The sequence below is a fragment of the Salmonella sp. NW884 genome, from assembly GCF_051700745.1.
GTDB classification, from domain to species: Bacteria; Pseudomonadota; Gammaproteobacteria; order Enterobacterales; family Enterobacteriaceae; genus Salmonella; species Salmonella enterica.
This window is the reverse complement of record NZ_JAMMDE010000005.1, coordinates 197,124-212,227: the sequence shown is the minus strand read 5'-3', so window position 1 is coordinate 212,227 and position 15,104 is coordinate 197,124. Positions and strand designations below refer to the sequence as shown.

The window sequence follows — 15,104 nt, the reverse complement described above, 5'->3', positions numbered from 1 at the left end:
AGCGGCTTAGCATGGTAGTCCCGGTCCGCTCACCTCGGTAAGCGCCTGAGATGTCACTGCTTCGCCGCTATCTTGCAACATGAATGACGTAAACTATCCATCCTATAAGGGTGGCAAAAGACACGCATGATGCAAGCGAAACATGTTACTTAATGGCAGGTTATCAGCCTGGTAGCGCTTGTTTTTGCTGCTGCAAGTCCTGCTCGATACCGTCCCGAACCTCCTGAGGAATTTTTAGCGCGTCTCCTAACGCATTCAGATAGCTACGTTCCATAAAGTGGTCAATATCAATGGCGGCACAGCTCAGGAAGTAGAGTTCCAGGGCTTCTTCTTCATTACGAACGCCCTGTGCCAGACGTTGTGGATCAAGCGGCTGCTCAATAGCTTTCTCGATAAACACACGCCCTTGCTCTTCCACACCTGATTCTCGCAGTTGGTGCTCAATCGCCGCGCGTTCTTTGGCATCAATATGCCCATCGCTTTTTGCAGCAAAAACCAGCGCCAGGATCAGTCGCTCAGTGCGAACATCCAGCGGCGTACTTTGGCTGCCGAATTGCGGCTCCCCCTGATGCGCGGCGCGTACTTTATCTTTGTACTTATTCCACAATACGGAACCCGCCACCGCGCCGCCGCCCACCAGCAAAGCGCCAGTACCGTATTTGGTTAATAATTTGCGCGAAGACTTATTGGCGACCAACAGTCCAGCCAGACCGCCCAGCGCGCCGGGAACCAGCAGTTTATTTAACCCCTGTTCACCGGAAGGCGATGCGGAAGCGCCTTTTTGCCCAAGAAGTGATTGTAATTGGTTCAACCAGTTAGCCATAGTACCCCTCAAATACAGACCAATAATGGTCAAGCGTACCTGAGGGGATGTCAGGAATTGTCTGTTCCGGCAAAAGAAGCGCAAATTACGCTGCTAGCGGGGCTTATATTCCGCCTTGCCGGCTTTGCAATCAACGATGACCTGATAATGAATATCGGCGCTTTTACCGCGAACGGTTAGCGGAACTGTCCATTTATCATTTTGACCCACAACGTCCTGCACATTAACCCACGCGACCGGGTCAGCCTGCCCGACCTTTTTTTGGTCGTCTGCCCACCGCACGATACGATTTTGCTGGTAGTCGCGCTTCACGCTTGCCGCAATCCCCGCGGCATCCAGCCCTTCGCACTGCGGAAACTTAACCGATTTACTCTCGGTGGATGCCGCAAATGCCGATACGCTGGCGGATAACAACAGCAGGCTCAACAACGCTCCTCTTTTATTCATACTTTTCTCCTTAGCACAATGATTCAGGAAAAGCATGGTACAAAACGCCGGGAGCGCAAGTACGGGTTCAGGCGGCTTGCTTTTTCGTTTTACTCGCGGCGTCCTTTTCAACCGCCTGCGGAGAAGGCAACTTACCGGTTTTGAGGATAGTGCTTAACACCTCTTTATGTTCCGCCAGCCACAGCGACAACGCTTCGCGCTGCCCATCTTCCAGCACGACTGGCGACTGCCCAAGCCAGGTATCAAGAAGATCGGCAGTATCGAGCATTTTGTCCCAGGCGTCGGCTTCCTTTTTACTGGTAAATGACATCTTCTCCTCACCCTCGCGAATGACTACGTATTTAACTTCAACCGCCATTTTGCAGCCCCTTATTTACCTGTGTTTATATACAGTATATTGCAAGGCAGCAAGAAAAGCAATCTATTCGAAAAGACATACGCAAACGTTTTCGTATATACTGCGCGCAGGTAAATAAGGGGACAGAAATATGACGCTATTAGGCACTGCGCTGCGTCCGGCAGCAACGCGGGTGATGTTATTAGGGGCAGGTGAATTGGGAAAAGAGGTGGCGATTGAATGCCAACGCCTGGGGATCGAGGTTATCGCCGTCGATCGCTATCCTGATGCGCCCGCCATGCATGTGGCTCACCGTTCACACGTCATTAATATGCTGGACGGCGAGGCGCTACGTCATGTGATTACAGAGGAAAAACCGCATTATATCGTGCCGGAAATAGAAGCGATCGCCACCGATACGCTGCGCGAGCTGGAGGGCGAAGGGCTGAATGTCGTGCCTTGCGCTCGTGCAACGCAGCTCACGATGAACCGCGAAGGGATCCGTCGCCTGGCCGCAGAAGAATTAGGTCTGCCGACATCGACGTATCGCTTTGCCGACAGTGAGGCCAGTTTTCATGATGCGGTAGCCGCAGTGGGTTTTCCTTGCATCGTCAAACCGGTCATGAGCTCTTCCGGCAAAGGCCAGAGCTTTATCCGCTCGGCCGAACAGCTCGCGCAGGCATGGGAGTATGCTCAACAAGGCGGACGCGCTGGCGCGGGTCGCGTGATTGTGGAAGGCGTGGTTAAATTTGATTTTGAAATTACGCTGCTCACCGTTAGCGCCGTCGATGGCGTGCATTTCTGCGCGCCGGTCGGTCATCGTCAGCAAGATGGCGACTATCGCGAATCCTGGCAGCCACAGCAAATGAGCGAACTGGCGCTGAAGCGGGCGCAAGAGATTGCCCGCCATGTGGTACTGGCGTTAGGCGGTCATGGACTGTTCGGCGTTGAACTCTTCGTCTGTGGCGATGAAGTCATTTTCAGCGAAGTCTCCCCTCGCCCGCACGATACCGGAATGGTCACGTTGATTTCTCAGGATCTTTCTGAGTTTGCGCTGCATGTGCGCGCCTTTCTGGGAATGCCCGTAGGCGCTATTCGCCAGTATGGTCCCGCTGCCTCGGCCGTGATTCTGCCGCAGCTTACCAGTCAAAATGTGACGTTTGATAATGTACACGCGGCGGTAGGAGCCGGAGTGCAGGTACGGCTGTTTGGTAAGCCTGAGATCGACGGCACCCGTCGTCTTGGTGTAGCGTTAGCGACAGGTGAAAACGTTGAAGAAGCGGTGATAAGAGCGAAAAAGGCCGTCAGCCGCGTGACGGTAAAAGGCTAATGCGCCATCGCCTGATGGCGACGTTAGCGCATTTTTATCAGACCTGCCTGATCGCCACTCGTAAGCCCGATAAGCAAGCGCCATCGGGCATTTAACGGCTTACTGCTTCGCGCCTTCTACCGCTTCGCGCGCCAGTTTGGTGATGCGATCGTAATCACCCGCTTCCAGCGCGTCGGCCGGCACCAGCCAGGAACCGCCGATGCACAACACGCTTTTCAGCGCCAGATAGTCACGATAGTTTGCCGGAGAGATGCCGCCGGTTGGGCAGAAACGTACCTGAGAGAACGGGCCGGCAATCGCCTGCAACGCTTTAGTGCCGCCATTCGCTTCCGCCGGGAAGAATTTGAACTCTTTCAGACCATAGTCCATGCCCAACATCAGTTCAGAAACGGTGCTAATACCGGGAATCAATGGGATAGTGCCTGCCGTCGCGGCTTTCAGCAGTGGCTCAGTCAGTCCCGGGCTAATCGCAAACTGCGCGCCCGCTTCCGTCACCTCCGCCAACTGCTGCGGATTGAGAACGGTTCCGGCGCCGACAATCGCTTCCGGCACTTCTTTAGCGATAGCGCGAATAGCATCCATCGCGCAGGCCGTACGTAAAGTCACCTCCAGAACGCGAACACCCCCGGCCACCAGCGCTTTAGCCATCGGCACCGCGTGCTCCAGTTTATTGACTACAATGACCGGGACAACCGGGCCGGTGGTCAGGATTGCTTCTGCACTTGTTTTCCAGTTTTTCATCGGAATTCTTCTCTCGCCTGATTACTAGTGTGTCATCTTAAAAAGTGATACAGGTTGCGCCCTGCTCCGCACCCGACAGCTTTTCGCGCAGCGCGCCAAACAACTCACGCCCCGTTCCGACGCGCGACGCGCTCAGGTCCGGAATATGAGGCTGACGAGCGGCAAGTTCCGCCTCGTCGACCAGCAGAGTTAACTCACCTGTCTGCCCATTCACGCGAATGATGTCGCCATCGCGCACTTTTGCCAGTAAGCCGCCATCGTAGGCTTCCGGCGTTACGTGGATAGCTGAAGGCACTTTACCCGAAGCGCCTGAAAGTCGTCCATCAGTAACTAACGCGATTTTGAAACGGCGGTCCAATAATACACCAAGTGGCGGCATGAGTTTATGTAATTCTGGCATTCCATTCGCTTTTGGTCCCTGATGACGCACGACAACGACACAATCCCGATCAAGCAGACCCGCGTCAAACGCAGGCAGCACATCATGCTGACTTTCAAATACCATGGCAGGCGCTTCAATGATCTGGTTTTCAACCGGTACCGCAGACGTCTTCATTACTGCGCGCCCCAGATTACCGCTTAGCACCTTGGTACCGCCGTGAGGAGAGAACGGCTTATCAAAAGAGGCAATGACATCGTTATCCAGTGACCTTTCCGCGCCTTCACGCCAGTCCAGCTCGCCGTTGTTGAGCCAGGGCTCCAGTGTATAGCGTTTCAGGCCGAAGCCTGCGACAGTATTAACGTCTTCGTGCAGCAATCCGGCATTGAGCAGCTCACGCATCAATACCGGTACGCCGCCCGCCGCCTGGAAGTGGTTAATGTCCGCCGGACCGTTCGGGTACAGGCGCGCCATCAACGGAACCACTTCCGACAAATCCGAGAAGTCATCCCAGTTGATCAGAATTCCCGCCGCGCGCGCCATTGCAACCAGATGCATGGTGTGGTTGGTGGAGCCGCCGGTAGCCAGCAGCGCGACAATGCCGTTCACCACGACTTTTTCGTCGATCATTTTACCGAGCGGCATCCACGTATTGCCGTTGCCGGTAAGACGTGTTACCTGACGTGCGGCAGCGGCAGTCAATGCCTCGCGCAGCGGCGCATCCGGATGCACAAACGAAGAACCCGGCAACTGCATTCCCATAAACTCCACCACCATCTGGTTGGTGTTGGCGGTGCCGTAAAATGTACAGGTGCCCGGCGCATGGTAAGAGGCGGCTTCCGACTCCAGCAGCGCCATTCTGTCTACTTTTCCTTCCGCATATAGCTGACGAATACGGACTTTTTCTTTATTCGGCAGGCCGCTCGCCATCGGGCCTGACGGAACAAAAATCGCGGGTAAATGACCAAAAGAGAGCGCGGCCATCGCCAGCCCCGGAACGATTTTGTCGCATACGCCGAGGAATAACGCGCCGTCAAACATATTGTGAGAGAGGCCTACTGCTGCCGACATCGCTATCACTTCGCGGCTGAGTAATGACAACTCCATGCCATCCTGCCCTTGTGTAACGCCATCGCACATTGCCGGTACGCCGCCTGCGACCTGACCTACCGCATTCACGGAATGCAGGGCCTGACGAATAATCTGCGGATAATGTTCATACGGTTGATGCGCAGAGAGCATGTCATTGTAGGAGGTAATGATGGCGATATTATTGCGCAACATACTTTTCAGCGAGGCTTTGTCCTCTGGCTGACAGGCGGCGAAGCCATGCGCCAGGTTGCCGCAGGCCAGTTGAGATCGGTGGACCGTGGCGGTTTTTGCCTGCTCAATGCGGGCAAGATAGGCTTCTCGGGTCTGCTGCGAGCGTTCGACAATACGCTGTGTTACGCGTAACAAATTAGGATTCATAGAGGCTCCTGAAATTTATCTGTCCGGCTACCGGGTTTACCATGCGTTTCATCAATGTGGAAAGACAGTGAAATACATGATGTCCGGTGATAATGGGGCAAAATCGTTTCAGGCAGTGTAATAAAAAAAGCCTCGCAGGTGAATCCACACGAGGCTTAAAAGTGCAAAAATGATTCTACAATCTGTGTTAGATCATGTTACCGGTAAAATACCACCTAAGAGTGAGTGGTAAATTTACTCAAACTCATTCCACGAACGACCGTCACGGGTAATCATCGCCACGGACGCTACCGGTCCCCAGGTGCCCGCCTGATACGGCTTCGGCGCGTCGTTGTCCATCGCCCATGCTTCGGTAATGGAGTCCACCCACTTCCAGGCTTCTTCCACTTCGTCACGGCGGACAAACAGCGCCTGAATGCCACGCATCGTTTCCAGCAGCAGGCGCTCATATGCATCCGCCAGGTGCGTCTGATTAAAGGTCTCGGAGTAGCTCAGATCAAGCTTCGTGATTTGCAGATTATGCTTATGATCCAGCCCCGGTACTTTGTTAAGTACCTGAATATCTACGCCTTCATCCGGCTGCAGGCGAATCGTCAATTTGTTCTGCGGCAGGTCTTGCCAGGACTCTTTAAAGAGATTCAGTTCAGGCGTCTTGAAATAAACCACGACTTCAGAGCACTTAGTTGGCAGACGCTTGCCGGTGCGCAGATAGAATGGCACGCCCGCCCAACGCCAGTTATCGATGTCGACGCGGATCGCGACGAAAGTTTCGGTGTTGCTGCTTTTATTCGCGCCCTCTTCTTCCAGATAGCCCGGCACCTTTTGACCCTGCGCAAAGCCCGCGGTGTATTGACCACGAACCGTTTTTTCACGCACGTTGGAGCGATCAATACGGCGCAACGATTTCAACACTTTGACTTTTTCATCGCGAATACTGTCGGCGCTCAGGTCAGACGGCGGTGACATGGCAATCATGCAGAGAATTTGCAGCAAGTGGTTCTGGATCATATCGCGCATCTGACCGGCCTGGTCAAAGTATCCCCAGCGCCCTTCAATCCCCACCTCTTCCGCTACGGTAATCTCAACGTGATCGATAGTGCGGTTATCCCAGTTATTAACGAATAACGAGTTGGCAAAACGCAGCGCCAGCAGGTTGAGAACCGTTTCTTTGCCCAGATAGTGGTCGATACGATATACCTGGCACTCTTCAAAGTATTCGCCGACCCGATCGTTAATCTCACGCGAGGTCGCCAGCGAAGTACCCAACGGTTTCTCCATCACGACACGCGCCGGTTTGGCGTTGAGTTTAGCCTCCCCTAACCCTTTGCAAATAGCGCCAAACGTGCTGGGCGGCATCGCAAAATAGTTAATGGTGGTGCGGTTTTTTTGATCCAGCATATCGCCCAGGCGACTAAACGCAGGCGTATCGTTAACGTCAAGATTACAAAAATCCAGACGGCCGCTCAGCGTATCCCACAAGCCTTCATCAATTTTTTCCTTCATGAAGGTTTCCAGCGCCTCACGCACGACGTGGGTATAAGCTTCTTTATCCCAGTCCGCGCGCCCCACCCCAATGATCCGGGTATCCGGATGGATCTGGCCGGCTTTCTCAAGCTGATACAGGGAAGGCAGCAGTTTCCGGCGCGCCAGGTCGCCTTTCGCGCCGAAAATGACCAGGTCACATGCCTGGGCTGTTTGCGTTACCGCCATGTCATTCTCCTCAGTTAATCTCCTGGTACTTTAGCCAGGATATCGTTGTAATTTTATTACACAGCACTGTACTGCTTTTACGAGATTACGGAAACCGTAAACGCCTTTTCATAGGTGAACCGGCGTTTGATTGGCAATATAATCGGCAAAACGCCTAATAAAATTGTCGCTTTTCCACACAAGCTGGAACTTAAAATCCGACGTCGGTCATGTAATGAAAAAAAACGACACCTTTTTTAGCCATTTTGCCCCCTTTGACAGCCGCCAGGAGTAATATCTAACAAAACGCGCTCGGTTTCGCGCATCATTGAAATCGCTAATACCCATGAGCCTTGCTAATCATGAATATGCTGGAAAAAGTCCAGTCTCAACTGGAACATTTAAGCAAATCTGAACGAAAAGTCGCCGATGTTATTCTGGCCGCCCCCGGCAGATCGATTCACTTAAGCATTGCCATGCTGGCCCAGGAAGCTAACGTTAGCGAGCCAACGGTGAACCGTTTCTGTCGCAGCATGAATACCCGCGGCTTTCCTGATTTTAAACTGCATCTGGCGCAAAGTCTGGCAAATGGCACCCCCTATGTTAATCGCAATGTGGATGAAGATGACAGCGTTGAGGCCTATACAGGAAAAATCTTCGAGTCCGCCATGGCCAGTCTCGACCATGTTCGTCAGTCGCTGGATAAATCGGCCGTCAACCGCGCCGTCGATTTACTGACCCAGGCAAAAAAAATCGCCTTTTTTGGTCTTGGTTCCTCCGCCGCGGTCGCGCATGACGCCATGAATAAGTTTTTTCGCTTCAATGTGCCGGTGATTTACTCCGACGATATCGTGCTGCAACGGATGAGCTGTATGAATTGTAACGATGATGACGTCGTCGTGCTCATTTCGCATACTGGCAGAACCAAGAGTCTGGTGGAACTGGCGCAGTTGGCGCGGGAAAACGATGCGATGGTGATCGCCCTGACCTCCGCTGGAACGCCGCTGGCGCGCGAAGCCACGCTAGCCATTACCCTCGACGTACCGGAAGATACAGACATTTATATGCCCATGGTCTCTCGACTTGCTCAGCTGACCGTGATAGATGTGCTGGCAACGGGATTTACTTTGCGTCGCGGGGCAAAATTCAGAGATAACTTGAAGCGTGTCAAGGAAGCGCTCAAGGAATCGCGTTTTGATAAAGAATTACTCATCAAGAGTGATGACCGCTAAAAGCAATAACAATGTTCTACCCTTTTCGTCATCCGGGGACGTTCATTTTATACCGTTAAGGTTTCAGAACGACCGGATCAATGTTCACGCAACACCAAGTTGTTTTAGTCAACGGAGTATTACATGTCCAGAAGGCTTCGCAGAACCAAAATCGTTACCACGTTAGGCCCGGCAACTGACCGCGATAACAACCTTGAGAAGGTTATCGCCGCGGGCGCAAACGTCGTACGTATGAACTTCTCTCACGGCTCGCCGGAAGATCATAAAATGCGCGCTGATAAAGTCCGTGAGATTGCCGCCAAACTGGGGCGTCATGTGGCTATTTTAGGCGACCTGCAAGGGCCAAAAATTCGCGTTTCCACTTTTAAAGAAGGCAAAGTGTTCCTCAACATCGGGGACAAATTTCTGTTAGACGCTAACCTGGGTAAAGGCGAAGGCGACAAAGAAAAAGTCGGCATTGATTACAAAGGGTTGCCGGCAGACGTCGTTCCTGGCGATATCCTGCTGCTTGACGATGGTCGAGTGCAGTTGAAAGTGCTTGAGGTCCAGGGCATGAAAGTCTTTACCGAGGTCACCGTCGGCGGCCCGCTGTCTAACAATAAAGGCATTAACAAGCTCGGCGGCGGGCTTTCTGCTGAAGCGCTGACCGAAAAAGACAAAGCCGATATTCAAACCGCTGCGCTGATAGGCGTTGACTATCTGGCCGTCTCCTTCCCGCGCTGCGGCGAAGATCTGAACTATGCACGCCGCCTGGCGCGCGACGCCGGCTGCGACGCGAAAATTGTGGCTAAGGTCGAACGCGCCGAAGCGGTATGCGATCAAAACGCTATGGACGATATCATTCTGGCCTCTGACGTTGTGATGGTCGCACGTGGCGACCTGGGCGTTGAAATCGGCGATCCGGAGCTGGTTGGTATCCAGAAGGCGCTGATTCGCCGTGCGCGTCAGCTAAACCGCGCAGTCATCACCGCAACGCAGATGATGGAGTCGATGATCACCAACCCGATGCCGACCCGTGCGGAAGTGATGGACGTGGCGAACGCCGTCCTGGATGGCACGGATGCGGTTATGCTGTCTGCCGAAACCGCAGCCGGTCAGTATCCTTCTGAAACCGTTGCCGCAATGGCGCGCGTCTGTCTGGGCGCAGAAAAAATCCCCAGCATCAATGTGTCTAAACACCGTCTCGACGTGCAGTTCGACAATGTTGAAGAAGCCATTGCCATGTCTGCGATGTATGCGGCAAACCATCTGAAAGGCGTTACCGCGATCATCACCATGACGGAATCCGGTCGTACCGCGCTAATGACTTCCCGTATCAGCTCTGGCCTGCCGATTTTCGCCATGTCGCGCCATGAACGCACGCTGAACCTGACCGCGCTCTACCGCGGAGTAACGCCGGTGCATTTTGATAGCGCGGCTGATGGCGTTGTCGCGGCGCATGAAGCTGTTAATCTGCTGCGCGATAAAGGGTATCTGGTTTCCGGTGACCTGGTTATCGTGACCCAGGGCGATGTCATGAGCACCGTCGGTTCAACCAATACCACGCGTATTTTGACCGTTGAGTAAAACTCCCCCACGCCTGTTCATCAGGTAGTACAGGGTTTGTCAGCATAAAGCCTCTCTTACGAGAGGCTTTATTTATTTGATGGGATAAAGATCTTTACGCTTATACGGCTGAATCTCGCCTGGCTTGCGGGTTTTGAGCAACTTCAGAATCCAGGTGTACTGTTCCGGATGCGGGCCGACAAAAATTTCGACCTCTTCGTTCATCCGTCTGGCGATAGTGTGGTCGTCAGCCGTGAGCAGATCGTCCATTGGCGGGCGAATCTGGATAGTCAGGCGATGCGTTTTACCATTATACACCGGGAAAAGCGGTATCACGCGTGCGCGGCACACTTTCATCAGCCGACCAATCGCGGGCAGCGTCGCTTTGTATGTCGCAAAGAAATCAACGAATTCACTATGCTCCGGGCCGTGATCCTGGTCCGGCAGGTAGTAACCCCAGTAGCCCTGACGAACAGACTGAATAAAGGGTTTAATCCCGTCATTGCGCGCATGCAAACGTCCGCCAAAACGCCGACGCACGGTATTCCAGATATAGTCAAAAACCGGATTACCCTGATTATGAAACATCGCCGCCATTTTTTGCCCCTGAGAGGCCATCAGCATAGCTGGAATGTCGACGCCCCAGCCATGCGGTACGAGAAAAATGACTTTTTCGTCGTTACGACGCATCTCCTCGATAATCTCCAGACCTTCCCAGTCAACACGCTGTTGAATTTTTTTCGGACCGCGCATCGCCAACTCAGCCATCATCGCCATTGCCTGCGGCGCGGTGGCGAACATCTCATCGACAATCGCTTCGCGTTCAGCTTCGCTACGCTGCGGAAAGCACAACGACAGATTAATTAGCGCCCGGCGACGAGAACTCTTCCCCAGCCGTCCGGCAAAACGCCCCAGCGTCGCCAGCAAAGGGTCGCGGAATGATGCCGGCGTTAATGCGATCCCCGCCATTGCCGCAGCGCCCAACCAGGCGCCCCAATACTGCGGATAGCGAAAGGATTTTTCGAATTCAGGGATATACTCACTATTATTTTTTTTGGTTTCCATGCTTTTCCAGGGTCTGCTGACACGAAAAGGAATTGTGAATAGTGTAGCGACGTCTGCGCCGCACACAAAACAAAAAAGCCGGCACACATCGCGTACCGGCTCTGTCAGCGCATTTGTTAATCGAAGCGCAGTTGCGGCAGAACCTCTTTCACCTGTGCCAGGTATTCACGACGATCTGACCCCGTCAGACCTTCCGTGCGCGGCAATTTTGCTGTTAGAGGGTTAACGGCTTGCTGGTTTATCCATACCTCATAATGCAGATGCGGCCCTGTGGAACGCCCGGTGTTACCAGAAAGCGCAATACGATCGCCACGTTTCACTTTTTGCCCCGGTTTCACCAGCAGCTTACGCAAGTGCATGTAACGTGTGGTGTAGGTGCGTCCATGACGAATCGCAATGTAGTAACCGGCAGCGCCGCTACGTTTAGCGACCACGACCTCGCCATCCCCCACCGACAGCACCGGCGTACCCTGCGGCATCGCAAAGTCAACGCCACGATGCGGCGCAACGCGTCCGGTAACCGGGTTCAGACGACGCGGATTGAAGTTGGAGGAGATGCGGAACTGTTTGGCGGTCGGGAAGCGTAAAAAGCCTTTCGCCAGACCAACCCCATTACGGTCATAGAATTTACCGTCAGCGGCGCGAATGGCGTAGTAATCTTTACCATCGGAACGCATCCGCACGCCCAACAACTGACTCTGTTCACGCTTGCCATCCAGCATCTCGCGCGACATCAGCACCGAAAATTCATCGCCCTTTTTCAGCTTGCGAAAATCCATCTGCCACTGCATGGCTTTTATCACTGCGCTGATTTCGCTGCTGGTTAAACCGGCCTCTTTCGCGCTGGCGACAAAGCTACCCCCTACCGTACCTTTCAGCAGACTGTTGACCCAGTCCCCCTGCTGCATTTCACTGCTCATTTTAAAACCGTTGGCAGTGCGATCGTAGGTACGCGTTTCACGGCGGGAGACTTCCCATGTCAGACGCTGTAAATCGCCATCGGCGGTCAGTGTCCAGGAAAGCTGTTGGCCAATTTTCAGATTGCGCAGCTCCTTATCAGAAGCGGCAAGTCGGCTAATATCGCTCATATCGATGCCGTACTGATTCAGAATGCTGCTTAACGTATCGCCTGTGGAGACGACGTATTCATGGACGCCGACTTCGCCTGCGGTTTTATCGTCCAGCTCATCCTGAGGAATAGCTTCATCTTCCTGCGCGGCCTGATCGATGGGTTCGCTGGCCTCCGGTAAGAGGGAACGAATCTCGCTTTTCTCCAGTTCAATAGTTTTAACGATTGGTGCGGATTCTGGGTGGTAAACATAGGGCCGCCATACGGCGACGGCCAGTGTCAGAACGGTAAGTGACCCCAGCATAACGCGGTGGGGTCGGGGCAGATTATTAAATGCCAGGGCGACAGAGCGGGCTATCTGTTGCACGTATTCACTTCCTCGTTAATCTCCTTTCAGGCAGCTCGCATACTGGTTGGCTAATTGGCTTAAAAACGCTGAATAGCTTGTTTTACCCAGTTTAATGTTCGTCCCGAGGGGGTCCAGTGTTCCCATTCGAACGGATGTCCCTCTCGCCACGGCTTCCACGACCGCTGGCCTGAATTGTGGCTCAGCAAAAACGCAGGTTGCTTTTTGCTCAACCAACTGTGTTCTTATTTCATGTAAACGCTGCGCGCCAGGTTGTATCTCAGGGTTCACGGTAAAGTGACCGAGCGGGGTGAGTCCGTAGTGTTTTTCGTAGTAACCGTAGGCGTCATGAAAAACGAAATACCCTTTCCCCTTGAGCGGCGCGAGCTCGTTACCGACCTGTTTATCGGTTGCGGCTAATTGTGCCTCAAAATCCTTCAGGTTGGCGTCGAGTTTGGCTCGACTTTGCGGCATAAGTTCCACTAATTTTTCATGGATTGCAACCGCTGTAGCCCGCGCTATCTCTGGGGAGAGCCAAAGATGCATGTTATATTCGCCGTGATGGTGATGTACGTCACCTTTTTCCTCATCGGCGCCCGTATGCGCATGTTCATCCTCATCATCATCCGCGCCCTTCATGAGTAACGGTTTTACATCGGCAAGTTGCGCAATGGTAACCTGCTTATTATCAGGGATATTCCTGACCGACTTCTCCATAAAGGCTTCCATTTCCGGGCCAACCCAGACGACTAAGTCCGCGCCCTGTAAGCGTTTTACGTCTGATGGACGCAATGAATAATCATGCTCGGATGCCCCATCCGGAAGTAATACTTGCGTATCCGTAACGCCATCAGCAATGGCGGAAGCGATAAACCCAAGCGGTTTAAGCGAAGCGACAACGGCGGCGTCGGCAGCCTGGGTTGCACTCCCCCAAAGCGCGGCGGATAATGCTGCGAAAAGAAGCGTATTTTTCTGTAACATAATGCGACTAATCATCGTAATGAATGTGTGAAATGTGATATTATAACATTCTATCACTTCTGCAAGCCTAAAATTAACATGACAAGTTTAGTTTCACTGGAAAACGTCTCGGTCTCATTTGGTCAACGCCGCGTCCTCTCTGACGTGTCGCTTGAATTGAGCCCCGGAAAAATTTTAACGCTTCTCGGCCCTAACGGCGCGGGGAAGTCAACGCTTGTACGCGTGGTTTTAGGACTGGTAGCCCCTGATGAAGGGGTGATCAAGCGCAACGGGCAACTCCGTATCGGCTATGTCCCGCAAAAGCTCTATCTCGATACCACGCTTCCGCTGACGGTAAACCGATTTTTACGTTTACGTCCCGGCACGCAAAAAACGGATATTCTCCCGGCGCTTAAACGCGTTCAGGCCGGACATTTGATTGACGCGCCCATGCAAAAACTCTCCGGCGGTGAGACACAGCGGGTACTGCTGGCGCGTGCTCTGCTTAACAGGCCGCAGTTGCTGGTACTTGATGAGCCGACGCAAGGCGTGGATGTCAACGGCCAGGTCGCGTTATACGACCTGATCGATCAGCTGCGCCGTGAACTCGATTGCGCCGTGCTGATGGTGTCGCATGACCTACATCTGGTCATGGCAAAGACGGATGAAGTGTTATGTCTGAACCATCATATTTGCTGTTCCGGCGCGCCGGAAGTGGTGTCTATGCATCCGGAATTTATCTCTATGTTTGGCCCGCGAGGCGCGGAGCAATTAGGGATTTATCGCCATCATCATAATCATCGCCACGATTTACAGGGTCGTATTGTACTGCGCCGGGGAAATGGTCACTCATGATTGAATTATTACTGCCCGGCTGGCTGGCCGGGATGATGCTGGCGTGCGCCGCTGGTCCTTTGGGCTCATTTGTGGTCTGGCGTCGGATGTCCTATTTTGGCGATACGCTGGCTCACGCGTCGCTTCTGGGCGTGGCGTTTGGCCTGTTGCTGGACGTTAACCCCTTTTATGCGGTAATCGCCGTTACGCTGCTGCTGGCCGCCGGTCTGGTATGGCTGGAGAAACGCCCTCACCTCGCGATTGATACCTTACTGGGCATTATGGCGCACAGCGCCTTGTCTTTAGGGCTGGTCGTGGTCAGCCTGATGTCCAATGTCCGTGTTGATTTAATGGCTTATCTGTTTGGCGATTTGCTGGCCGTCACGCCGGAAGATCTTATCTCGATCGCTATTGGGGTCGTTATTGTGCTGGCCATTCTCTTCTGGCAGTGGCGCAACTTGCTGTCAATGACTATCAGTCCGGATCTTGCCTTTGTCGATGGCGTGAAGTTACAGCGCGTGAAGCTGCTATTGATGCTGGTAACGGCGTTAACCATTGGCGTAGCGATGAAGTTTGTCGGAGCGCTGATCATTACGTCGCTGCTGATTATCCCCGCCGCAACCGCGCGTCGCTTTGCCCGTACGCCGGAGCAGATGGCGGGCGTCGCCGTTGGTGTAGGTATGATAGCGGTTACAGGTGGACTGACCTTCTCAGCCTTTTATGATACCCCGGCAGGGCCATCCGTAGTGCTGTGTGCCGCGCTGCTGTTTATCTTCAGTATGATGAAAAAGCAGGCAAGCTAAGCGTGTGTTGCCCGGTGGCGCTGCGCTTACCGGG

Annotated in this window: 14 protein-coding genes; 5 read left to right on the top strand and 9 right to left on the bottom strand. The window is 53.4% G+C overall.

Annotation, left to right across the window (positions count from 1 at the left end):
* Positions 1–163 precede the first annotated feature (163 nt).
* The 3 genes from NA197_RS13515 to yebG form a co-directional block, all read right to left on the bottom strand.
* Positions 164–823, bottom strand: a complete 660-nt coding sequence (locus NA197_RS13515) for a tellurite resistance TerB family protein (protein ID WP_000024709.1) — start codon at positions 821–823, stop codon at positions 164–166.
* Positions 824–916: 93 nt separating this feature from the next.
* Positions 917–1,270, bottom strand: coding sequence for a protein YebF (yebF, locus tag NA197_RS13510; RefSeq protein ID WP_001042123.1), 354 nt, complete (start codon positions 1,268–1,270; stop codon positions 917–919).
* A 67-nt stretch (positions 1,271–1,337) separates the two neighbouring features.
* Positions 1,338–1,628: a DNA damage-inducible protein YebG gene (gene yebG, locus NA197_RS13505; protein WP_001579458.1), complete on the bottom strand. Its 291-nt coding sequence runs from the start codon at positions 1,626–1,628 to the stop codon at positions 1,338–1,340.
* Between the two features lie 130 nt (positions 1,629–1,758).
* On the opposite strand from yebG, the gene purT reads away from it, so the two are divergent.
* A complete protein-coding gene (gene purT, locus NA197_RS13500; RefSeq protein ID WP_000173431.1) occupies positions 1,759–2,937 on the top strand; it encodes a formate-dependent phosphoribosylglycinamide formyltransferase in 1,179 nt (392 codons plus the stop codon).
* Positions 2,938–3,036: 99 nt separating this feature from the next.
* Here purT and kdgA read toward each other — a convergent pair whose 3' ends face one another.
* The 3 genes from kdgA to zwf form a co-directional block, all read right to left on the bottom strand.
* Complete coding sequence (kdgA, locus tag NA197_RS13495) at positions 3,037–3,678, bottom strand: bifunctional 4-hydroxy-2-oxoglutarate aldolase/2-dehydro-3-deoxy-phosphogluconate aldolase (RefSeq protein WP_000800497.1); 642 nt, start codon at positions 3,676–3,678, stop codon at positions 3,037–3,039.
* A gap of 37 nt (positions 3,679–3,715) precedes the next feature.
* Positions 3,716–5,527 (bottom strand): phosphogluconate dehydratase, encoded by a 1,812-nt coding sequence (gene edd, locus NA197_RS13490; RefSeq protein WP_001069113.1) that lies wholly within the window; start codon positions 5,525–5,527, stop codon positions 3,716–3,718.
* Between the two features lie 234 nt (positions 5,528–5,761).
* On the bottom strand, positions 5,762–7,237 hold the full coding sequence (gene zwf, locus NA197_RS13485) for a glucose-6-phosphate dehydrogenase (protein WP_000301711.1): 1,476 nt from the start codon (positions 7,235–7,237) through the stop codon (positions 5,762–5,764).
* A 341-nt stretch (positions 7,238–7,578) separates the two neighbouring features.
* On the opposite strand from zwf, the gene NA197_RS13480 reads away from it, so the two are divergent.
* Both NA197_RS13480 and pyk read left to right on the top strand, forming a co-directional pair.
* Positions 7,579–8,448 carry a MurR/RpiR family transcriptional regulator gene (locus tag NA197_RS13480; RefSeq protein ID WP_020898861.1) on the top strand — a complete coding sequence of 290 codons (870 nt, stop codon included), beginning with the start codon at positions 7,579–7,581 and terminating at the stop codon, positions 8,446–8,448.
* A gap of 123 nt (positions 8,449–8,571) precedes the next feature.
* On the top strand, positions 8,572–10,014 hold the full coding sequence (gene pyk, locus NA197_RS13475) for a pyruvate kinase (RefSeq protein ID WP_000091156.1): 1,443 nt from the start codon (positions 8,572–8,574) through the stop codon (positions 10,012–10,014).
* Between the two features lie 72 nt (positions 10,015–10,086).
* On the opposite strand, the gene lpxM is transcribed toward pyk, so the two are convergent.
* The 3 genes from lpxM to znuA form a co-directional block, all read right to left on the bottom strand.
* Positions 10,087–11,058, bottom strand: a complete 972-nt coding sequence (gene lpxM, locus NA197_RS13470; protein WP_000448401.1) for a lauroyl-Kdo(2)-lipid IV(A) myristoyltransferase — start codon at positions 11,056–11,058, stop codon at positions 10,087–10,089.
* Positions 11,059–11,174: 116 nt separating this feature from the next.
* The gene (gene mepM / locus NA197_RS13465) at positions 11,175–12,494 is read right to left on the bottom strand and encodes a murein DD-endopeptidase MepM (RefSeq protein WP_001184028.1); all 1,320 of its coding nucleotides are present in this window, start codon (positions 12,492–12,494) and stop codon (positions 11,175–11,177) included.
* A gap of 15 nt (positions 12,495–12,509) precedes the next feature.
* Positions 12,510–13,454 carry a zinc ABC transporter substrate-binding protein ZnuA gene (gene znuA / locus NA197_RS13460; RefSeq protein ID WP_000939597.1) on the bottom strand — a complete coding sequence of 315 codons (945 nt, stop codon included), beginning with the start codon at positions 13,452–13,454 and terminating at the stop codon, positions 12,510–12,512.
* 78 nt (positions 13,455–13,532) lie between these two features.
* On the opposite strand from znuA, the gene znuC reads away from it, so the two are divergent.
* Complete coding sequence (gene znuC, locus NA197_RS13455; protein WP_000203023.1) at positions 13,533–14,288, top strand: zinc ABC transporter ATP-binding protein ZnuC; 756 nt, start codon at positions 13,533–13,535, stop codon at positions 14,286–14,288.
* Complete coding sequence (gene znuB, locus NA197_RS13450; RefSeq protein WP_000571508.1) at positions 14,285–15,070, top strand: zinc ABC transporter permease subunit ZnuB; 786 nt, start codon at positions 14,285–14,287, stop codon at positions 15,068–15,070. The genes znuC and znuB overlap by 4 nt, the downstream gene beginning before the upstream one ends.
* Positions 15,071–15,104 lie beyond the last annotated feature (34 nt).